Origin of the sequence: Pseudomonas canadensis (assembly GCF_030980095.1) — a bacterium.
Classification (GTDB): Bacteria; Pseudomonadota; Gammaproteobacteria; order Pseudomonadales; family Pseudomonadaceae; genus Aquipseudomonas; species Aquipseudomonas canadensis.
In genome coordinates this window covers 4,199,680-4,221,220 of the sequence record NZ_CP133298.1, presented here as the reverse complement: position 1 = coordinate 4,221,220, position 21,541 = coordinate 4,199,680, and the positions used below count along the sequence as shown (strand labels likewise).

The following is a 21,541-nucleotide window of genomic DNA, read 5'->3' as shown; positions in this document are numbered from 1 at the left end:
CACCATGGGCACGTTAACCTGGATCCGTCGCTTCAACGGCACCCTGGGGCATCTGGCGCCGCAAACGGTGGCCAACAAGATGCGCCGTGCCTTCATGACGCCCCGCGACCTGCCGCCGCGTGATTGGGAGCTGCCGCTGCTGGCGCAATCGGAGCGCATCACCTTGCGTTTTGGTTTGTCCGCCTTGCGCTGGGGCCAAGGGCCGGCAGTGTTGCTGATGCACGGTTGGGAAGGGCGGCCGACTCAATTTGCCAGCCTGATCACGGCATTGGTCGATAACGGTTACTCAGTGATTGCGCTGGACGGTCCCGCCCATGGCCGTTCGCCAGGGCGTGAAGCCCATGTGCTGCTGTTCGCCCGTGCCATGCTCGAAGCGGCAGCCGAGTTGCCGCCACTGCACGCGGTGATTGGCCATTCCATGGGCGGCGCCAGTGCGATGCTGGCGGTGCAGTTGGGTTTGCGGACCGAGGCGTTGGTAAGCATCGCTGCGCCGTCTCGCTTCCTGGATGTGCTGCGCGGCTTCACCAAGATGGTCGGTTTGCCGGCGCGGGCGCGCTCAGCCTTCATCCAGGAAGTCGAGCAAACGTTCGGCATGCCGCTCAAGCACTTGGATGTGGCCCACTACCAGATGAATATCCCTGGCCTGATCGTGCATGCCGAAGACGATGCTTTCGTCCCGGTCAAGGCCTCTCAGGCCATTCACGAAGCCTGGTTCGACAGCCGCCTGTTGCGCCTGGAGCAGGGTGGGCATCAGAAAGTGCTGGCCGACCCTCGCGTAATCGACGCTGTGCTGGCGTTGCTCGCCGGCCGTCGTCTACAGGCGCGGCAAACCGCCTGATACACTGCCCCGGTTAAGTTAATCGACTGGGAGCAAGGCATGGGCTGGGATTTGGCAACGCCGTTTATCATCGATCTGCAGGTCGCCCCTGAAGACATCGACGGCCTGGGGCACGCCAACAACGCGGTGTACGTGTCCTGGCTGGAGCGCTGTGCCTGGCGCCATTCCCAGCGCTTGGGCCTGGACCTGACCGAATACCGCCGCCTGGACCGCGCCATGGCGGTGGTGCGCCATGAGATCGACTACCTGGCCGCCGGCTACGAGGGCGATGAACTGCAACTGGCCACCTGGATCGTCGACTGGGACCAGCGCCTGAAGATGACCCGGCGGTTCCAGCTGGTCCGCCCGCGTGATGGCACCACCCTGCTGCGTGCACAAACCACCTTTGTCTGCATCGAACTCTCCACCGGCAAGCCCAAGCGTATGCCCGCTGAGTTTCTCGACGGTTATGGCCCCGCCCTGACAGGGGGTTAACGGTTGCTGTGGGAAACCCAGTAAACTGCGCCACGATTTTTGTTGAGTGTTTTCCATGCAAATTGCTTTGGCGCCCATGGAGGGGTTGGTCGACAACATCCTGCGGGACGTGCTGACCCGTGTCGGCGGTATTGACTGGTGCGTGACCGAGTTCATCCGCGTCAACGACCGCCTGCTCACCCCCGCGTATTTCCACAAGCTCGCCCCGGAACTGCTGCACGGCGCCCACACCGCTGCCGGCGTGCCGCTGCGCGTGCAATTGCTCGGCTCCGACCCGGTGTGCCTGGCGGAAAATGCGGCATTGGCCTGTGAACTCGGCTCGCAGGTCATCGACCTGAACTTCGGCTGCCCGGCCAAGACCGTCAACAAGTCCCGTGGCGGTGCGGTGCTGCTCAAAGAGCCCGAGCTGCTCAACCAGATCGTCGAACACGTGCGCCGCGCCGTGCCGGCCCACATTCCGGTCACCGCCAAGATGCGCCTAGGCTTCGACAGTCCGGATGGCGCCCTGGTCTGTGCTACGGCGCTGGCCGAGGGTGGCGCGGCGCATATCGTGGTACATGCGCGCACCAAGACCGATGGCTACAAGCCGCCCGCCCACTGGGAGTGGATCCCGCGCGTACAGGATGTGGTCAAGGTGCCAGTCTTCGCCAATGGTGATATTTGGAGCGTTGAAGACTGGAAGCGCTGTCGCGAAGTGAGTGGCGCCGAAGACATCATGCTGGGCCGTGGCCTGGTCGCGCGTCCGGACCTAGCGCGGCAGATCGCTGCCGCGCGGGCGGGCGAGGAAGTCGTCGAGATGACCTGGGCAGACATGCAGCCCATGCTTCAGGATTTCTGGACTCAATCGGTGGCGCAATTGACCGAGCGCCAGGCGCCGGGGCGTTTGAAGCAATGGCTGGCGATGCTCACCCGCAATTATCCAGAGGCGGTGGAGTTGTTTACGCTGATGCGCAGGGAAACCGACCTGGAGCAGGTCGGGCGTTTGCTGGGCATGCCCGCACAGTCTGAACAGCCGGCTGCATTGCAAGATTAGGTTTACATATATAGGTGTTTCATCTATTGCTGCAAGGGGCGCCGAAAGGTGCCTTTTTTTTGTCTGAAAAATGCGTTTGGCGTCACCAGGCACTACCTGGCCAGCCTGATGTGTTTATTTGTTTTGGGCGTTTTATTTGTGGTGTTGCGAGATATGTGCAAGGACGTATTAATATCTGCCTCGAATGATACCAATCTTTAATTTTTAATGTTCTAGGGGGCTTGCGTGCGCGCTGACTAACATGCTTTTTATTTTTTATATAGCTTTGTTGTTTTCTTTAAGTTGCTTTGTTCGTGGGGTGTTTCTTTACGTTTCCACTCTTGCGGGGGTGTGAGGCGCGTACAGCCTGAATTTTCCTGCGGATGTCCACAGGCAAACGTCTCTGGTGGTCATTTGGTTTCTTTATATAAGTCTCGATTGTTCGGAACTCATCTGCGTTACGCCCCACGAATCTTGCGAGTTTGTTGAGCTCACTGTTGTTCCACACTTAATGTCAATAATTGTCTCTCTCCTGCCAGTGCGGGAGTGGGCGCAGTTTTAGGAATAAAAACATGTCTAATGTCTCGAACAAGCAATTCCTTCCGATGAATACACATTATGCACAGCTTAATCAGCCTTCCGTGCAAGCTGATAAGTCGCTCGAATTGTCTGCGTCTATGGACAGTATGAATAAGTTTCTTAAGGACAGTGGTCCGGCACCAAAAGAAAACAGTGTGCCGATGAATAAGGAGTCCCTGGAAAAGTTGTTTACCATGTTTGAGTTCATGGTCAAGGCGATGCGTAGCATGCTCGCGGGAATGGGGGTGTTGCCCCGCCAGCCCGGTGAACTTGATGCCCAGCCCCAAGTGAAGCCTGGTTTGGATACCAAGACGACCGTGCTGCCTGGCACCGATGCCAAGGTCGTTCCGGATGCGAAGGCGGAGCAGAAGGTTGCGCCGGGGGCGGATACCAAGACGACCGTGCTGCCTAGTACTGATGCCAAGGTCGTTCCGGATGCGAAGGCGGAGCACAAGGTTGCTCCCGAAGCGGATACCAAGACACTGGTGAAGCCGGGCTCGGAGGTTAAGGTCATGCCCGATGGCCGTACCCAGATGACCACGTCGCCTGACGGCAAGCTCGATGCCCAGCCGGCAAGGCCTTCTCTCATCCCTGAGGATTATAAGAACAAGCTGTCGTCTGATGTGAACGTGACGGTGCAGGTCCAGAACTGTCATTGCCCGCATACAGGTGAGAAAGTTACGCCACAACCGCCAGTGACGCCGGGGCTTGATACGAAGCCATCGCCACAACCGCCACTAATGCCGGCGCTTGATAAGCAGCCATCGCCACAACTGCCAGTGTCGCCGGGGCTTGATACGAACCCGTCGCCACAGCCTCCGGTCACCCCATCCATTCCAGATCTTACTTGCCCTGCACCTGATGACTTGGTTGATGATTTCAGCTGCCATTCCCAAACGCGTTTCGACAACCATCGAGCTAACAGGCCCAGCCTCCGCTCACGTTTTTGAGCCCGTTATCTTGATGGGTCAAACATAAACGCTGGCTCCCTGGTCGTGACGGCCAGGGGGCACTCAATGAGAGTTAAGCCATGGTATCGATAAGCCATAACCGTGTTGCACCGCCAACTATTGAACCTTACCGGGCACCAGACCTTTCAGTTCGTGCATCGCTTGATTCTGCACGAAGAGAAAACATTCGGACTGCAACACCTGTTCCTCCCTCAGAGGTGAAGTCCGATAGTTTCAGTGATAACGCGGGCACTTCCGCCTTATTCAACCTGTTGAGAGAACTGTTCAAGCAGTTTTTCACCCAATTGCAAAGCCTCCTGCGTGGCGACGTGCGTCCGGTTGAGCCAAAAAACAATGATGTACCTGTACCGCCGCGACCTGTGCCACCCACTCCCGATACGAAACCCACCGATAAACAAGGCGGACCTATTCCCGAGCTTTCCAATAAACCTAAAGGTTCAAAGCCCACTAATGTCTTCAGCGGTTTTCGTCAGGGCATGAATGGTAACTGCGTAACGATCTCCGCAATCAAGGCGGCGATGGAAAAGTTTGGCCAAAGCCCTAAGGATATTTACAAGTCTGTCGAGAAAACCGCCGATGGATTTAAGGTCGTGATGCGTGATGACGTGACTGTAAAACTCAGTAAGGCGGAGCTGGAAAGTGCCATTCGCGGCTCGAACTTCGTTGGGGGAACTGATCTCGAAATGCTCAAGGATGCGCACTTCCTGTTTGCATGTTCTGCCAAGCGAGCGCAAAACGAGAATAACGACGGGTGGGCAGGTAAAAATTTTGAAGCCGCCATAAGAAGCCTTAACGAAGGTGAGGATGAGTGTGGGCCGGGGGAGGGCTTCATGCGGCTGGGGCTAAAGGATCATATGAAGCGCGTATCGGCACGTGATTTCGCTGATAAATCTTTGATTGGCATGGTCAATCGGAGCGGGCACTCAGTGGCTGTCGTGGATGGGCATGAAGAGCTCTATGGGCGCAAAGGCGGCCGGCCTACACACGGCCAAGCCATCGCGTTGATCTGACGACAACATATGATCTGGCACGAACTCGTCCAACTTATTAGTAAAAGAGTTAACGATATGAGTACGTTTGCAATTGGATCTTTCGCGCGCTCAAATCCCATGGCAGCGCAGTTGTCGAGCCACGCTGAAATCTCTCGCATTCCAGCATTCGATGCGCCGGAGCGGGGTTTCGGCGAGCATTTCAACGCGAGTTCGCACAGCGCGGTCATCAAGTTGATGATGCTCACGTTTGGCCCGCATCCTATCGATATGTTCAACGATGTACGGATTGATTGCGATGGTTACGATGTAACCATGAAAGATGGTTACAGGGTGCATCTTTCCAGGCAGGAGTTGCAGCAGGCGGCTGCTGCATCGCGTTTTACCGGTCATGACGAGGGGGTATTGAACACCGCCAATTTCATCCTGGCTGCGTTCGTCAAACGCAAGCATCTGCGCAACGCAGACGCTGCTGGTCTGCCAGGTTTTGCCTCGGTCCTGACTCGAACCCTACAGGGTGAAACGCCCTTTAACATACTCAAAGGGCTGGGGCTGTCCGGCCAGATTCAATATGTACCCACTGCCGCGGTTGTCGGCACAGGCGGGATGGGAGTGGCTGACAGTTGGGACCTTGGTGGCTCTCTGATTCATGCTGGCGTGGCTCACCGGTTGGGCGGGGCGAGTTCGCCTGACCGTAGCTACATGTATACGCTGGTGCACGAAAGTGCGCCGAAGCCCTGCATCATCCCGGCGGCCTTCACTCCGATCGTCGAGCCAGAAGTCGACCTGGCCACGACGAGTCTCCGCCCCAAGGCCGCCGAGGTTTTGCGTGGTTTCACTGAGGCCGAGCGAAGTTTCGGTGACGTAGCTGAGATGAGCAGCTATATCTCTGTGATCAAGATGATGATGCTCAGGTTCGGTCGTTCGCCCTCCGACATGTTTGAAAAGGTCGAGGTCGTTGAGAATGGATACAGCGTCACTATGAAAGATGGTTTTGGAGTGAAGTTGTCAAAGGAGGAGTTGCGACGCACTGCCGAAGCCTCCCGGTTTACCGGCCCTGACGCGCAAATGGTCGCCGATGCCAATTTCATGCTGGCCGCCTATGTCAAGGGCAAACAAGTTAAGAGTAATGTCCCGTTTGATACGGCGTTATCGAGCTCCTTGCAGGGAGCACACATTTACGGCGTCTTGAAGGGGATGGGGGTAATCGGCTATTTGCGGATGGTGCCACCCGACAAACTGCTCGAACCGCACAGCGTCGGCGTCACCGATACCTATAGCTATGCAGGTGCATTGGTAGTGAATGGCATCAAACATAGCGGTAACAAGAAGGAGTCCGTCGGTAAAAGCTACGGCTACCAGCTGGCTGCGGACTTGCCTGTCAACCACAGCGCCAGGCTTGCGCAGTTCCCGGCTGCACCCGTCGGCGTCAAGCCCGACAATATCTGGAGCGGTTTCTATCAAGGTGTTGAGGGTAACTGCGTCACGGTGTCGGCCATCAAGGCAGCGATGATGAAGTACGGGCAAAACCCTCTGGGGACCTTCAAGCGTGTCACCGAAACGCCCGAAGGTTTCACCCTCACCATGCGTGATGGTTGCACGGTGAGTCTCACTCATGCCGAGTTGGAAAGGGCGCGAGCGGCCGCCAACTTTCATGGTGAGGATAAAGGCCTGGTTGACGATGCTGTCTTTCTCTACGCGGCGAGCGCCAAGCGTGCCCAACTGGAAAATCACGAATTTCGCGCGGGCGCGGGTTTCGACGCCGCCCTGAAAACGCTGAACGACGGTGAGGTTCCGGGCGATGCGTTACGCCGCCTCGGCCTGTACGCCTTTACCCGCTCCAGTAGCGTGCAGGAGCTGGCATCAGGCGTGCCAGGCACCTTGGCGAACTTCGGGCATTCGGTGGTCGTGGCTGAGGGGGCGATTGATGAATATGGCATCAAGCGCAAGTTGCCAGGTTCGCCCTGGATGCAACAGGGCGGTCACGCCTTGAAACTGGTTTAACCCCGGCCATCTCCCGCGAGCAAACGCTCCCGGAATCCGATCATAGGCAGCGGTCGACTGTGCAAATACCCTTGGTACAAATGGCAACCCAGGCCCTGCAGGAAGGCCAGTTGGTCCTGGGTTTCCACGCCTTCGGCAATCACCTCCAGGTTCAGGCTACGGGCCATGGCGACAATGGCGCGGATGATCTCGGCGTCGTTGGGATCATGGGTGGCGTCACGCACGAAGGATTGATCAATCTTCAGCGCATCCACCGGCAGGCGTTTGAGGTAGGTCAGTGATGAGTACCCGGTGCCGAAGTCATCCATCGCAAAGCTCACGCCGAGTTTTTTCAGGCGGCGCATTTTGCTGATGGTGTCGTCCAGGTTCTGGATCACGATGCCCTCGGTGATTTCCAGTTTCAACAGGCTGAATGGCAATTCGTGCTGCTTGAGGCTGCGCTCCACCCGCTCCACGAAGTCGTTCTGGCGGAACTGCCGAGGGCTGATGTTCACGCACAGGCTGAAATTCAGCGGGTCGACCAGGCCTTCCCCGATCAACTGTTGGAAGGCCGCACAGGCTTCATCCAGGATCCAAGTGCCGACTTCAAGGATCAGGCCGCTGTCCTCCAGCACCTTGATGAATTCGGAAGGCGACTGCGCCCCCAGTTGTGGATGCTGCCAGCGCACCAGGGCCTCGGCGCCGACGATGCGGTTGCCGCGTGCATCCACCTGCGGTTGGTAATGCACACTGAACTCGCCACGCGACAGGGCCAGGCGCAGGTCGGTCTCCATGCGCAGGCGTTCGCTGGCGGTTTTCTGCATGCTGTTGTGGAACATCTGCGTGGTATTGCGCCCGGAATCCTTGGCGCGGTACAGAGCGATATCGGCCCGCTTGAGCAAGTCCGCCGGCGTGGTGCCGTGGTCGGGAATCAGCGCCACGCCAATACTGGGCGTGACCTGCAGGCGATGGCCATCCAAGAACATCGGCTCCGAAAGCAGCTCGCGCAAGGTGTCAGCCAGTTCCTGTACCTGATTGCTGACTTCCAGGCGGGTGCCATCCAGGCCGCTGAGCAGCACCACGAACTCATCGCCACCCAGGCGCGCCACCGTGTCTTCCATGCGTACGCTGGCTTCCAGGCGTGCGGTGACGATCTTCAGCACCGTGTCGCCGACCGGATGGCCGAGGGAGTCGTTGATGTGCTTGAAGTGGTCGAGGTCGAGGAACAGCAGCGCGCCGCGCAGGTTATGCCGCTTGAGCAGCGCGATCTGCTGGCTCAGGCGGTCCATCAACAAGGCGCGGTTGGGCAGGTTGGTCAGTGGGTCGTGGTAGGCCAGGTGACGGATCTGCGCCTGGGCGTTTTTCAGCAGGCTCACGTCCCGTGCGGTCAGCAGCAGGCAGGGGGTTTCGTTGAGGGTGATGGGTTCAACCGAGACTTCTACCGCCAGTAACTCACCGCGTTTGTTGTGCCAGAGCATTTCCAGGTGATGGATGCGGCCCTTGATCTGCAATTCGGCCAGTAGCGCGGCACGCTGGTTCTCGTCGGCCCAGATGCCGATCTGGTAAAGGGTCAGGCCGATGGCTTCCTCGGCGCGATAGCCGGTCAGGCGGCAGAAGCCGTCGTTGACCTCCACATAGCGGCCAGTGTCGCGCTCGGTGATGGAAATCGCGTCAGGGCTGGAATGGAAGGCCTTGGCGAATTTCTCTTCGCTGGCCTTGAGCGCGGCTTCCGAGCGTTGTTGCTGAGTGATGTCACGCAAGGTGGTGACGATACACGGCTGGTCCCCCACTTTGATCAGCCTGCTGGAAATCACGCAGGTCAGTGCCTGACCATTCTTGTGATGCACCACGATCGCCACATTGCTCAGCGCCTGCTCGCGGATCACTCGCTCGATTCGCTGCAGGCGCTTGCTGGATTCGTCCCACAGGCCGATCTGCTCGGCACTTTTGTCGATTACCTCGGCGGCCGTCCAGCCAAAAGTCTGGGTAAACGCGGGGTTGATCTCGATAAACGCGCCGCTGTCCAGGCTGGTGACGCAGATCGGATCGGGGCTGGCCTGGAACAGGCTGGCGAATTTCTCTTCGGAGGCGGTCAGGCGTTGTTCGCGTTCGACCTGGTCGGTGATGTCGAGCAAGGTGCCGGCCATGCGCAGCGGCGCGCCGTGTTCATCGCGGTACAGGCGCGCGCGGCTTTCGAGGTAGCGTGAGCTGCCGTCTTCCATGGGCACGCGGTAAGTCAGTTGGTAGTTGCCGGCCGGGCCCTCACGCAGAGTGCGGTAGGCGTTGCGCATGCTCTCGCGCTCGTCATCGGGCATGCCTTCGAAGAAGGCGTCGAAGGATTCATGGAAGGGTTCCGGCGGCAGGCCGTGCAATTGGGCGGCGCGGGCCGAGCCATAGAGCATGCCGGTGGGGATGTGCCAGTCCCAGGTACCCAGTTGCGCTGAATCCAGAGCCAGGTCGAGGCGTTCCTGACTGTCCTTGAGGGCTTGCTCGGCGTTTTTGCGCTCGGTGGTGTCCAGAAACGTGCTGATCAGGTAGGCCTCGCCCTCCAGCTCGACCTTTTGCGCGCTTAGGGTGCCGTCGTGGATCTGGCCGTTGCTGGCGCAAAACTGCACCTCCATGGTGATGGGCTCGCCCTTGCGCTGCGTAGCCTTCACCAACTGCGCACGTTGCTCCGGGTGACGCCACAGACCCAGGTCCAGGGTGGTGCGGCCGATGGCGTCGGCGAGCGGCCAGCCGAACAGCATTTCGAAGTATTGGTTGGCTTCGCTGATCAGCCCGTCGGCCTGGCGGGTCAGCAGGACCATGTTCGGGCACAGGTGGAACAACGTGGCGAAGCGTTTTTCGGAGTGACTGAGGGCGTACTCTCGTTCGCGCTGGCGGGTGGTCTCGCGGATCACCCCGATCATGCGGCGCCGGCCCGCCTTGTCGGGTGCCATGCTGCCATTGATCTCCAGCCAGTGGTGAGTGCCGTCCGGCCACTGGATGTGGTGATGCATGGCCTGTTCGAACGGCTCGCCCGCCAGTACGGCATGAAAGGCCCGCACCACACGGGCGCGATCCTCTGGCGCGAGCAGGTCGAGGTAATCCAGATCCTTGGGCAGCGGCTGGCGCGGATCAAAACCGAACAGTGCCTGGGTGCCGCGCGACCAGCTTATTCTGCCGGTGTCGATCTCCCAACTCCACGCACCCAGCCGGGCAGCATTGAGCGCTGCCAGCAATTGCGGAGCGTTGTCCCAGCTTTGTTCCGCCGCTTGAGGGTCAAGGGCGTAGATGCGGGGCAAGGGTGGCACGGAATCGACGGGGTTGCGCATTATCAAAGGGCCTTGGCTCAATGGGCGTAAGGCGCGGTTCAGTTCTGACCTTGAGGCCGCACAGTTTCATGCCGGGGTCCCTGGCAGATCGACTTGTGCATCCAATAGGCTCATGAAAGCCCGCGCAGCATTCGACAGCGTCCTTTCGGTGTGCACGATATAGCCTAGCTGGCGACTGAGCTGTATGCCCGGCAAAGCGATACTTGCCACCTGATCATCGAGCATGGTGCGCGGCAACACGCTCCAGGCCAGGCCGATGGACACCATCATCTTGATAGTTTCCAGGTAGTTAGTGCTCATCGCGATGTTCGGCGTGAGGCCCTGGGCCTCGAACAACCGGCTGACGATATGGTGGGTAAAGGTGTTGCCACCGGGGAAAACCGCTGGGTGGCCGGCAATATCGGCCAGGCTGATGCGTCCGTTGCTGATCAGGCTGTGCTCCGGCGCCACCACGAAATCCAGCGGGTCGTCCCAGACTGGGGTGGCGCGCACCAGGTTGTGAGGATCGGGCGCCAGCGTGATCACCGCCACTTCGGCGCGGCCATGGAGGATTTCTTCGTAGGCCACTTCCGAATCGAGGAACTGAATATCCAGCGCCACATTCGGGTATTCCCGGGTAAAAGTGCGCAGCACCGGCGGCAAGCGATGCAGGCCGATGTGGTGGCTGGTGGCCAGGGTCAGGCGGCCGCTGACTTCGCCGGTCAGGTTGGTCAGGGCGCGACGCGTGTCGTCCAGCACGTTGAGAATCTGATAAGCGCGGGGCAGCAAGGCCCGTCCAGCCTCGGTCAGACCGACTTCCCGACCCAGGCGATCGAACAAGCGCACCTTCAATTGTTGCTCCAGGCCGGCAATACGCTTGCTGATGGCCGGTTGGGTCAGGTGCAGGCGCTCGCCGGCGCCGGAGAAGCTGCCGGTCTCGGCGATGGCAATAAAGGCGTTGAGGTTGGCCAGGTCCATTGTAGTATTCCAGTTGGTAATCCAAAGCATAAAAAATATGAATTTGAGTTATTTAATGTAGCGCCATACCATCAGCCTCACAAGCCAAAGGGTTATTGAAAAGCCCGGCATAGAGAACACCGCTGATGAGGACCGACTGATGGCCGGCAAAACGCTTTACGACAAGCTTTGGGATTCCCATGAAGTGAAACGGCGCGATGATGGCTCATCGCTGATCTATATCGACCGTCACATCATCCATGAAGTGACCTCGCCCCAAGCGTTCGAAGGCCTGCGACTGGCCGGGCGCAAGCCTTGGCGCGTCGACTCCATCATCGCCACGCCAGACCACAACGTGCCCACCACCCCTGAGCGCAAGGGCGGCATCGAAGCCATTGCCGATCAGGTGTCGCGTTTGCAGGTGCAGACCCTCGACGACTACTGCGACGAATATGGCATTACCGAATTCAAGATGAATGACGTGCGTCAAGGCATCGTGCACGTGATCGGCCCGGAGCAGGGCGCCACTTTGCCGGGCATGACCGTGGTCTGCGGTGATTCGCACACGTCGACCCACGGTGCCTTTGGCGCCCTGGCCCATGGCATCGGCACGTCCGAGGTGGAACATGTGTTCGCCACCCAGTGCCTGGTCGCCAAGAAGATGAAGAACATGCTGGTTCGCGTTGAGGGCAAATTGCCGTTCGGTGTGACCGCTAAAGACATTGTCCTCGCCGTGATCGGCAAGATCGGCACCGCCGGCGGTAACGGCCATGCCATCGAGTTCGCCGGCAGCGCCATTCGCGACCTGTCCATCGAAGGCCGCATGACCATCTGCAACATGTCCATCGAAGCCGGTGCCCGCGTGGGCATGGTGGCGGCGGACGAAAAGACCGTTGAATACGTCAAGGGTCGTCCTTTCGCTCCGGCAGGCGCGGATTGGGACGCTGCGGTAGAGGCCTGGAAAGACCTGGTCTCCGACGCCGATGCGGTGTTCGACACCGTGGTCGAACTCGACGCTGCTCAGATCAAGCCACAAGTCAGTTGGGGCACTTCGCCGGAAATGGTCCTGGCCGTTGACCAGAACGTGCCGGACCCGGCCAAAGAGGCCGACCTGGTCAAGCGTGGTTCCATCGAGCGCGCCTTGAAGTACATGGGTTTGCAGGCCAACCAGGCGATCACCGATATCCAGTTGGATCGCGTGTTCATCGGTTCCTGCACCAACTCGCGGATTGAAGACCTGCGCGCAGCGGCGGTGATCGCCAAGGGCCGCAAAGTGGCATCGACCATCAAGCAAGCCATCGTGGTGCCGGGTTCGGGCCTGGTCAAAGCGCAAGCCGAAGCCGAAGGCCTCGACAAGATCTTCCTTGAAGCCGGTTTTGAATGGCGTGAGCCAGGCTGCTCGATGTGCCTGGCGATGAACCCGGACCGTTTGGAATCGGGCGAGCATTGCGCGTCCACCTCCAACCGTAACTTCGAAGGGCGTCAGGGCGCGGGTGGGCGTACCCACTTGGTCAGCCCGGCCATGGCCGCTGCGGCGGCCGTCAACGGTCGTTTCATCGACGTTCGCGAATTGATCTGAGGAATACCCGATGCGTGCTTTTACTCAACACACCGGCCTTGTCGCCCCTTTGGATCGTGCCAACGTCGACACCGACCAGATCATCCCCAAGCAGTTCTTGAAGTCGATCAAACGCACCGGCTTCGGCCCGAACCTGTTCGACGAGTGGCGCTACCTGGACGTGGGCTACGCCTACCAGGACAACTCCAAGCGCCCGCTGAACAAGGACTTCGTTCTCAACGCCGACCGTTACCAAGGCGCCAGCGTACTGCTGGCCCGTGAGAACTTCGGTTGCGGTTCCAGCCGTGAACACGCGCCGTGGGCCCTGGAAGAATATGGCTTTCGCAGCATCATCGCGCCGAGCTACGCCGACATTTTCTTCAACAACAGCTTCAAGAACGGCCTGTTGCCGATCATCTTGACCGACGAGGAAGTCGACGAGCTGTTCAAGCAGGTGGAAGCCGAAGAGGGCTACCAGCTGACCGTCGACTTGGCCGCGCAAACTGTGACCCGTCCAGACGGCAAGGTGTATCACTTTGAAGTGGATGCGTTCCGTAAGCACTGCCTGATCAACGGCTTGGACGATATCGGCCTGACCTTGCAGGACGGCGATGCGATTGCCGCGTTTGAAGCCAAGCACCGGGCGAGCCAGCCTTGGTTGTTTCGCGATGCCTGATTTGCGGTAACCGTGCGGGCCCCATCGCGGGCAAGCCCGACTCCCACATGTTGACCTGTTAACACGGTCAATTGTGGGAGCTGGCTTGCCTGCGATAACGCCCGTACCAACACCACAAAACCCAAGGAAATCACCATGACCACCACCGCCCACACCCAAGTCGTGCAAAAACAATTCGGCGAGCAAGCCTCCGCCTACCTGAGCAGTGCCGTGCACGCCCAAGGCACCGAATTCGCGCTGCTCCAGGCCGAACTGGCCGGGCAGGGCGCTGCACGACTGCTGGATCTGGGCTGTGGTGCCGGTCACGTCAGTTTCCATGTGGCGCCACTGGTCAAAGAAGTCGTCGCCTACGACCTGTCCCAGCAGATGCTCGACGTAGTCGCCGCTGCGGCGACAGATCGCGGTCTGGACAACATCCGCACCGTCCACGGCGCCGCCGAGCGCCTGCCGTTCGCCGATGGCGAGTTCGACTTCGTGTTCAGCCGTTACTCGGCCCACCACTGGAGCGACCTCGGCCTGGCGCTGCGTGAAGTGCGCCGCGTGCTTAAACCGGGTGGTGTGGCCGCGTTCGTCGACGTCTTGTCACCGGGCAGCCCGCTGTTGGACACTTACCTGCAAACCGTCGAAGTGCTGCGCGACACCAGCCACGTGCGCGATTACGCCGCCGCCGAATGGATGCAGCAGCTCAGCGAATCCGGCTTGCATGTGCGCACCAGCAGTCGCCAGCGTCTGCGCCTGGAATACACCTCGTGGGTCGAGCGCATGCGCACGCCAGAAGTACTGCGCGCTGCCATCCTTGAGCTGCAAAAGGCGATGGGCCAGGAAGTGCGCGATTATTACGAAATTCAGGCCGACGGTACCTTCAGCACCGACGTGCTGGTGGTCTTCGCTGAACGCTGATTGATTTTTCCCGACCTGCCCACGGGCGGGTCGCTTGATGAAATGAGGAACGCATGAGCAAGCAGATTCTGATTCTCCCTGGCGACGGTATTGGTCCGGAAATCATGGCCGAAGCGGTCAAGGTGCTGGAACTCGCCAACAGCAAGTACAGCCTGGGTTTCGAGCTGAGCCACGACGTGATCGGCGGCGCCGCCATCGACAAGCATGGCGTACCGCTGGCCGATGAGACACTGGACCGTGCGCGTGTGGCCGACGCCGTACTGCTCGGCGCCGTGGGCGGCCCGAAGTGGGACAAGATCGAACGTGACATCCGCCCTGAGCGCGGCCTGCTGAAAATCCGTGCCCAACTGGGCCTGTTCGGCAACCTGCGCCCAGCGATCCTCTACCCGCAACTGGCCGATGCGTCGAGCCTCAAGCCGGAAGTGGTCGCGGGCCTGGATATCCTGATCGTGCGTGAGCTGACCGGTGGTATCTACTTCGGCTCGCCACGTGGCGTGCGTGAGCTGGAAAATGGCGAGCGCCAGGCCTACGACACCCTGCCGTACAGCGAGAGCGAAATCCGCCGTATCGCCCGTGTCGGCTTCGACATGGCCCGTGTGCGTGGCAAGAAGGTCTGCTCGGTGGACAAGGCCAACGTGCTGGCCTCCAGCCAGCTGTGGCGTGAAATCGTCGAAGAAGTGGCCAAGGACTACCCGGACGTCGAATTGAGCCACATGTATGTCGATAACGCGGCCATGCAACTGGTGCGTGCACCCAAGCAGTTCGACGTGATCGTCACCGACAACCTGTTCGGCGACATCCTGTCCGACCAGGCGTCGATGCTCACGGGTTCCATCGGCATGCTGCCGTCGGCGTCCCTGGACACCAACAACAAGGGCATGTACGAGCCTTGCCACGGTTCGGCGCCGGACATCGCGGGCCAGGGCATTGCCAACCCGTTGGCGACGATTTTGTCGGTCTCGATGATGCTGCGTTACAGCTTCAACCTGGCGGACGCGGCGGACGCGATCGAGAAGGCCGTGAGCCTGGTTCTGGACCAGGGCTTGCGCACCGGCGACATCTGGTCGCAGGGTTGCACCAAGGTCGGTACGCAAGAAATGGGCGACGCAGTAGTCGCCGCGCTGCGGAATCTGTAATCTCTCGGGCCCGCTTGCAGTTGTTGCTGCAAGGCGGCCCACTTTTTAACAAGGTGTAGTTGCGATGAAACGTGTAGGTCTGATCGGTTGGCGCGGTATGGTCGGTTCCGTGCTCATGCAGCGGATGCTGGAAGAGCAGGATTTCGATCTTATTGAGCCGGTGTTTTTCACCACTTCGAACGTTGGTGGCCAAGGGCCGTCCGTGGGTAAGGATATTGCCCCGCTCAAGGACGCCTACAACATTGAAGAGCTGAAAACCCTCGACGTGATTCTGACCTGTCAGGGTGGCGACTACACCAGCGAAGTCTTCCCGAAGCTGCGTGAAGCCGGCTGGCAGGGTTACTGGATCGACGCCGCGTCGAGCCTGCGTATGCAGGACGATGCCGTGATCATCCTCGACCCGGTGAACCGCAAGGTCATCGACCAGCAGCTGGACGCGGGCACCAAGAACTACGTCGGCGGCAACTGCACAGTCAGCCTGATGCTGATGGGCCTGGGTGGCCTGTTCGAAGCCGGCCTGGTCGAGTGGATGAGCGCCATGACCTATCAGGCGGCCTCCGGTGCCGGCGCGCAGAACATGCGTGAGCTGATCAAACAGATGGGCGCGACCCACGCCGCTGTCGCCGATCAACTGGCCGACCCGGCCAGCGCGATCCTCGACATCGACCGCCGTGTGGCCGAAGCCATGCGCAGCGACGCCTACCCGACCGAGAACTTCGGCGTGCCTTTGGCCGGCAGCCTGATCCCGTGGATCGACAAAGAGCTGCCGAACGGCCAGAGCCGTGAAGAGTGGAAGGCCCAGGCCGAGACCAACAAGATCCTCGGTCGCTTCAAGAGCCCGATCCCGGTGGATGGCATCTGTGTGCGTATCGGCGCGATGCGCTGCCACAGCCAGGCGCTGACCATCAAGCTGAACAAAGACGTACCGATCAGTGATATCGAAGCCTTGATCAGCCAGCACAACCCTTGGGTCAAGCTGGTGCCGAACAACCGCGACATCAGCATGCAGGAGCTGAGCCCGACCAAGGTCACCGGCACCCTGAATGTACCAGTGGGCCGCCTGCGCAAGCTGAACATGGGCAGCCAGTTCCTCGGCGCGTTCACCGTAGGCGACCAACTGCTGTGGGGCGCGGCCGAACCGCTGCGCCGGATGCTGCGGATCTTGCTGGAGCGTTGATCGCTTTGATGTGTTGAAGAAACCCGCGTTCTGGTGACAGGCGCGGGTTTTTTATTGGTCTTTGGGGCTTGCTCGCGAACAGGCCATCAGCCACACCACAAAAGCCGAGTTAATTGCCTCACCCCCAGCCACCCGGTAAAGTGCCGCTCCCCCCGCAATGCCCGAGGCAGCCTCCATGACCCAGACCTTTGATATCGCCGTGATTGGCGCCACCGGCACCGTGGGTGAAACCCTGGTGCAGATCCTCGAAGAGCTGGACTTCCCGGTGGGTACCCTGCATCTGCTGGCGGGCAGTAATTCCGCCGGCGCGTCGGTGCCGTTTCGTGGCAAGAACGTGCGGGTGAGGGAAGTCGATGAGTTTGACTTCGGCAAAGCACAGCTGGCGTTCTTTGCAGCGGGGCCGGCGGTGACCTTGAGTTTCGCGCCGCGTGCCACGGCGGCGGGCTGCTCGGTGATCGACTTGTCCGGCGCGTTGTCGGCCGAACAGGCACCGCGCGTGGTGCCGGAAGCCAATGCCCATGTGCTCGACGGCCTGGAAAAACCCTTCCGGCTCGGCAGCCCAAGCCCGTCGGCGACCCATTTGGCGGTAGTCCTGGCGCCATTGCGCGGTCTGTTGGATATCCAGCGAGTGAGCGTTACCGCCAACCTGGCGATGTCGTCCCAGGGGCGTGAAGCCGTCAGCGAACTGGCCCGGCAAACCGCCGAGTTGCTGAATATGCGCCCGCTGGAGCCCACTTTCTTTGATCGGCAGGTTGCTTTCAATCTTTTGGCACAAGTCGGCAAGCCGGACGCCCAAGGTCATACTGATCTGGAGAAAAGGCTGATACACGAATTGCGTGCAGTGCTGGAAACTCCATTACTAAAGATTTCCGCAACCTGCGTTCAAGCCCCGGTGTTTTTTGGCGATAGCCTGACTGTGTCTCTGCAACTGGGCGCACCGGTCGACCTCGCCGCCGTGAACCGCCTGCTCGACGCAGCGACAGGAATAGAGCTTGTGGAGGAGGGTGACTACCCAACGGCGGTGGGCGACGCGGTAGGCCAGGACGTGATCTATGTAGGACGGGTTCGCGCAGGTGTGGATGACCCGGCGGAACTAAATCTGTGGCTGACGTCAGATAACGTACGCAAAGGCGCCGCACTGAACGCCGTGCAGCTGGCGCAGTTGTTGATAAAAGGCCTTGCGTAAAAGATACTTGGCGGCAATTTGTAGATTGATTCTAGCCAAGCGCTATGCTTGGCCCCAGGCAGGAAAAGTTGCGCGTCGGTGACCTATCGGCTCGCCATGCCTTATGGCAGCGGTTACCAACCTTCTCGCAGGCCGGGGAGTGTTCAAACAAAGGATGAGGCTATGGTTCAAGTTCGCAAACTGGTGTTAGCAATAGCGGCCGCCTCGGCGCTGTCCTCCGGTATGGCGCAGGCGCTGCAGCTGGGGGAGATGACCCTCAAGTCGAAGTTGAACCAGCCGTTGGCGGTGGAAATCGAATTGCTCGATGTCGGCGGCCTCACGGCGTCCGAGATCACGCCGAGCTTGGCTTCGTCCCAGGCGTTTGTGGACGCGGGCGTTGATCGCCAGGCATTTCTCGATGACCTGACGTTTACCCCGGTGGTCAATCCAAACGGCCGCAGTGTGGTGCGCGTCACCTCCAGCAAGCCGCTGCCTGATTCCTACGTCCGTTTCCTGTTGCAGGTGCAATGGCCTAATGGCCGTCTGATGCGTGACTACAGCGTGTTGCTCGACCCGGCCAAGTTCGACCAGCCGGCACCGACGACCGCCGCGCCGGCACCGCGCTCGGCTGCACCGGCCAGCACCGCGCCGGCCGCGAGCAAAACGGCGCAGCACACCACCACCTCCCGTGACACCCTGTGGGAAATTGCCGCGAAGAACCGCAATGGCGGCTCGGTGCAGCAGACCATGCTGGCGATCCAGGCGCTGAACCCCGATGCCTTTGTGGACGGCAATATCAACCGCCTGAAAACCGGCCAGGTCCTGCGCCTCCCGGACACCGTACAAAGCACCGCATTGCCGCAACCCCAGGCGATTGCCGAGGTGAGCGCGCAGAACGCCGCCTGGCGCCAGGGTCGGCGTGCCGCGACCAATCCCGCAGCCGGCAAGCAGCAACTGGACGCCACCAAGCGCACCCAGGCCGGCAACGCCCCAGCCAGCACCAACGCCAAGGACAACTTGAGCCTGGTGTCGGCCGAGGCGGCCAAGACGGGGGCCAAAGGCAAGGTCGGCGATAGCGCGGCACTCAGCGACAAGCTGGCGATGACCCAGGAGCAACTGGACACCACCCGCCGTGACAACGAAGAACTGAAAAGCCGCGCGGCCGACTTGCAAAGCCAGTTGGACAAGCTGCAAAAGCTGATTCAACTGAAGAACGATCAACTGGCGCGTTTGCAGGCGGAAAAGGGTGTCCCGGCTACCGCGGCCACGGCGGCGATGCCCGCGCAGTTGGCAGGCGAACCGGCGGCTGCCCCGGTAGCGCCCGATACCGCCACGTCCACTGCTGCCCCTGCACCCACCGCACCAGCGCCAGCACCTGAGCCGGTCAAGGCGGATGCAGCGCCGGCCACCACCGAGGGCAAATTCAACGACCTGCTGACCAACCCGGTCGTGCTCGGCGTACTTGGCGGCGCCGCTATCTTGCTGGTGCTGTTGCTCCTGCTGTTGTGGGCGCGCCATCGCAATGCGCGCCGCGAAGAAGAAAAGCACCTGCGCATGGCGCGGGCCCTGGCGGAAGAGCCAGAGTTCACCTCGAACATCGATCACGACCTGCCGCCGGACAGCTTCGAAGGCCTGGAAGTGCCGCCGCCAAACGTCAAGCTGGCCGCGGCGCCAGCACCGGCCCCGGTGGTCGCGCCGGCTGTTGCGGTGCCGACCGTTGCTTCCGTGCTCGCGCCGCTGGCCGTTGCCGTGGCCCCGGTGAACTCAAGCGATGCGTTGGCCCAGGCTCAATCCCATATCGACCGTGGCCACCTCAACCAGGCCGCCGACGTGCTGCAACAGGCGATCAGGCATGAGCCCAAGCGCAGCGACCTGCGTTTGAAACTGATGGAAGTCTACGTCCTGCAAAACGACAAGGACGGCTTTGTGACACAGGAGCGTCAGCTGGTGGCCAATGGTGAAAACCATGCCCAGGTCGAGCAGCTCAAGAGTCGCTTCCCGGCCATGGCCGTGCTGGCGGCAGGCGTCAGCGCGGCGGTGGCCGCAGCTGCCTTAGATGCTCAATACGTCAAGGATTTACTGGAAGACAAGCCAGCGCCTGCGCCTTCGGAGCCCGACGCGTTCGACACCGATTTTGATCTGAGCCTGGACGATCTGGAAGAAGCCTCTCCAGCGGTGGTCAAGGACGATCAGCAGACCTTCGAATCGCTCCTGCAGCAGCAGACCGAAGCCCAGACCAAAGCCCAGGCTGCGCCGGACGACCTGTCGGACTTCGATCTGGACCTGCAGTTGGACGCCCCGGCTTCGGCGCAATCCGATGACGACTTTCTATCGGGCCTCGAAGACCAGATGAAGGACGTGCCGGCCGTCGAGCCACCGACCCTCACACCTGCGGCACTGGACGACTTCGACCTGCCGGAAGATTTCGACCTGTCCCTGGCCGATGAGCCGGAAGCGCCGGCCAAGCCTGATGCATTTGCGTCGGAGCTGGATGATGTCAACGCCGAGCTGGACCGCCTGTCCCAGAGCCTGGAGCATCCGTCCATCGAACCGTCCTTCACTGCGCAAGATGCGGCGTTGGGCGATGATGAGCCGGAATTCGACTTCCTCTCCGGCACCGACGAAGTTGCCACCAAGCTCGACCTGGCCCAGGCCTATATCGACATGGGGGACGCAGACGGCGCACGGGACATCCTCTCGGAAGTGCTGACCGAAGGTGACGAGACCCAGCGTGGCGAGGCCAAGGAAATGCTCGGTCGCATTTAACGGGCGACGCCTACCCAGTGTGGGAGCGGGCTTGCTCGCGAAGACGGCGTGTCAGTCAATGAAGTTGTGACTGATCCGCCCCCTTCGCGAGCAAGCCCGCTCCCACATTTTGCTAGGGGCCAATCCGTAACAAAAGTGCCCATCACGCTTTACGGTCTTTATAATGGCCGTCTTTGCGCAACTCATCAGGCTCTCAGTTCTTGGCAAATATAGATAACGCGGCCGCCGAAATGGCGGCCGCAGGCTTTTACCGCATCGCCCTGGGCGTGGAATACAAAGGTTCGCGCTATCGCGGCTGGCAGCGTCAGGCGTCTGGCGTGCTGACGGTGCAGGAAACCCTGGAAAATGCCCTGTCCAAAGTTGCTGATTCGCCGGTGTCGCTGATGTGCGCCGGGCGCACCGATGCGGGCGTGCATGCTTGCGGCCAGGTGGTGCATTTCGACACCCAGGCAGAACGCTCCATGAAGGCCTGGGTGATGGGCGCTAATATCAATCTGCCCCATGACGTCAGTGTCAGCTGGGCCAAGGTCATGCCCGCGCATTTCCACGCGCGCTTCAAGGCCATCGCCCGGCGTTATCGCTATGTGATCTACAACGACCAGATCCGCCCGGCGCACCTCAACGAAGAAATCACCTGGAACCATCGCCCGCTCGACGCCGAGCGCATGGCCGAAGCCGCGCAGCACCTGGTGGGCGTGCATGATTTCAGCGCCTTCCGTGCCGGCCAGTGCCAGGCCAAGTCGCCGATCAAGGAAGTCCATCACCTGCGCGTGACCCGCCACGGCAAGATGATCGTGCTGGATATCCGCGCCGGGGCCTTCCTGCATCACATGGTGCGCAATATCGCCGGGGTGCTGATGACCATCGGCACCGGCGAGCGCCCGGTGGAGTGGGCCAAGGAAGTGCTGGAAAGCCGGGTTCGCCGTACCGGCGGGGTCACGGCGCATCCGTTCGGCCTATACCTGGTGGATGTGGAGTACCGCGACGAGTTCGAACTGCCGGATCGTTTCATCGGGCCACACTTCCTCACAGGTTTCAGCGAACTTGGCGGCTGACGCCCGGAAAAG

Annotated in this window: 16 protein-coding genes; 14 read left to right on the top strand and 2 right to left on the bottom strand. The window is 60.5% G+C overall.

All coding sequences use genetic code 11. From position 1 onward, the window contains the following. The first annotated feature begins 4 nt into the window (after positions 1-4). From RB216_RS19480 to RB216_RS19455, 6 genes are all read left to right on the top strand, one after another. On the top strand, positions 5-838 hold the full coding sequence (locus RB216_RS19480) for an alpha/beta hydrolase (RefSeq protein ID WP_028617129.1): 834 nt from the start codon (positions 5-7) through the stop codon (positions 836-838). Positions 839-877: 39 nt separating this feature from the next. Further along, complete coding sequence (locus RB216_RS19475) at positions 878-1,312, top strand: acyl-CoA thioesterase (RefSeq protein ID WP_028617128.1); 435 nt, start codon at positions 878-880, stop codon at positions 1,310-1,312. Between the two features lie 55 nt (positions 1,313-1,367). Beyond that, on the top strand, positions 1,368-2,345 hold the full coding sequence (locus RB216_RS19470; protein ID WP_308907761.1) for a tRNA dihydrouridine synthase: 978 nt from the start codon (positions 1,368-1,370) through the stop codon (positions 2,343-2,345). 551 nt (positions 2,346-2,896) lie between these two features. Beyond that, positions 2,897-3,853, top strand: a complete 957-nt coding sequence (locus RB216_RS19465; RefSeq protein WP_122687070.1) for a hypothetical protein — start codon at positions 2,897-2,899, stop codon at positions 3,851-3,853. Positions 3,854-3,933: 80 nt separating this feature from the next. Beyond that, the gene (locus RB216_RS19460; RefSeq protein ID WP_268964266.1) at positions 3,934-4,884 is read left to right on the top strand and encodes a hypothetical protein; all 951 of its coding nucleotides are present in this window, start codon (positions 3,934-3,936) and stop codon (positions 4,882-4,884) included. A 57-nt stretch (positions 4,885-4,941) separates the two neighbouring features. Continuing rightward, positions 4,942-6,867: a hypothetical protein gene (locus RB216_RS19455; protein WP_308907760.1), complete on the top strand. Its 1,926-nt coding sequence runs from the start codon at positions 4,942-4,944 to the stop codon at positions 6,865-6,867. Here RB216_RS19455 and RB216_RS19450 read toward each other — a convergent pair. After that, entirely contained in the window at positions 6,864-10,160 is a 3,297-nt protein-coding gene (locus tag RB216_RS19450; RefSeq protein WP_308907759.1) for an EAL domain-containing protein, read from the bottom strand. The two genes, RB216_RS19455 and RB216_RS19450, sit on opposite strands and share 4 nt — an antisense overlap. Before the next feature lie 66 nt (positions 10,161-10,226). Continuing rightward, positions 10,227-11,117 carry a LysR family transcriptional regulator gene (locus tag RB216_RS19445; protein WP_028617122.1) on the bottom strand — a complete coding sequence of 297 codons (891 nt, stop codon included), beginning with the start codon at positions 11,115-11,117 and terminating at the stop codon, positions 10,227-10,229. A gap of 139 nt (positions 11,118-11,256) precedes the next feature. On the opposite strand from RB216_RS19445, the gene leuC reads away from it, so the two are divergent. The 8 genes from leuC (at position 11,257) to truA (ending at position 21,529) form a co-directional block, all read left to right on the top strand. Next, positions 11,257-12,675, top strand: a complete 1,419-nt coding sequence (gene leuC, locus RB216_RS19440) for a 3-isopropylmalate dehydratase large subunit (protein ID WP_028617121.1) — start codon at positions 11,257-11,259, stop codon at positions 12,673-12,675. A 10-nt stretch (positions 12,676-12,685) separates the two neighbouring features. After that, a complete protein-coding gene (leuD, locus tag RB216_RS19435) occupies positions 12,686-13,330 on the top strand; it encodes a 3-isopropylmalate dehydratase small subunit (RefSeq protein ID WP_017256547.1) in 645 nt (214 codons plus the stop codon). A 135-nt stretch (positions 13,331-13,465) separates the two neighbouring features. Beyond that, positions 13,466-14,230, top strand: a complete 765-nt coding sequence (locus tag RB216_RS19430) for a class I SAM-dependent methyltransferase (RefSeq protein WP_028617120.1) — start codon at positions 13,466-13,468, stop codon at positions 14,228-14,230. 53 nt (positions 14,231-14,283) lie between these two features. Then, a complete protein-coding gene (leuB, locus tag RB216_RS19425; protein WP_028617119.1) occupies positions 14,284-15,366 on the top strand; it encodes a 3-isopropylmalate dehydrogenase in 1,083 nt (360 codons plus the stop codon). Positions 15,367-15,430: 64 nt separating this feature from the next. After that, entirely contained in the window at positions 15,431-16,543 is a 1,113-nt protein-coding gene (asd, locus tag RB216_RS19420) for an aspartate-semialdehyde dehydrogenase (RefSeq protein ID WP_016976627.1), read from the top strand. 175 nt (positions 16,544-16,718) lie between these two features. Then, positions 16,719-17,729, top strand: coding sequence for an aspartate-semialdehyde dehydrogenase (locus tag RB216_RS19415; protein WP_308907758.1), 1,011 nt, complete (start codon positions 16,719-16,721; stop codon positions 17,727-17,729). 162 nt (positions 17,730-17,891) lie between these two features. Beyond that, positions 17,892-20,474: a FimV/HubP family polar landmark protein gene (locus RB216_RS19410; RefSeq protein WP_308907757.1), complete on the top strand. Its 2,583-nt coding sequence runs from the start codon at positions 17,892-17,894 to the stop codon at positions 20,472-20,474. 230 nt (positions 20,475-20,704) lie between these two features. Beyond that, positions 20,705-21,529: a tRNA pseudouridine(38-40) synthase TruA gene (gene truA, locus RB216_RS19405; protein ID WP_078049422.1), complete on the top strand. Its 825-nt coding sequence runs from the start codon at positions 20,705-20,707 to the stop codon at positions 21,527-21,529. The last annotated feature ends 12 nt before the right edge of the window (positions 21,530-21,541 follow it).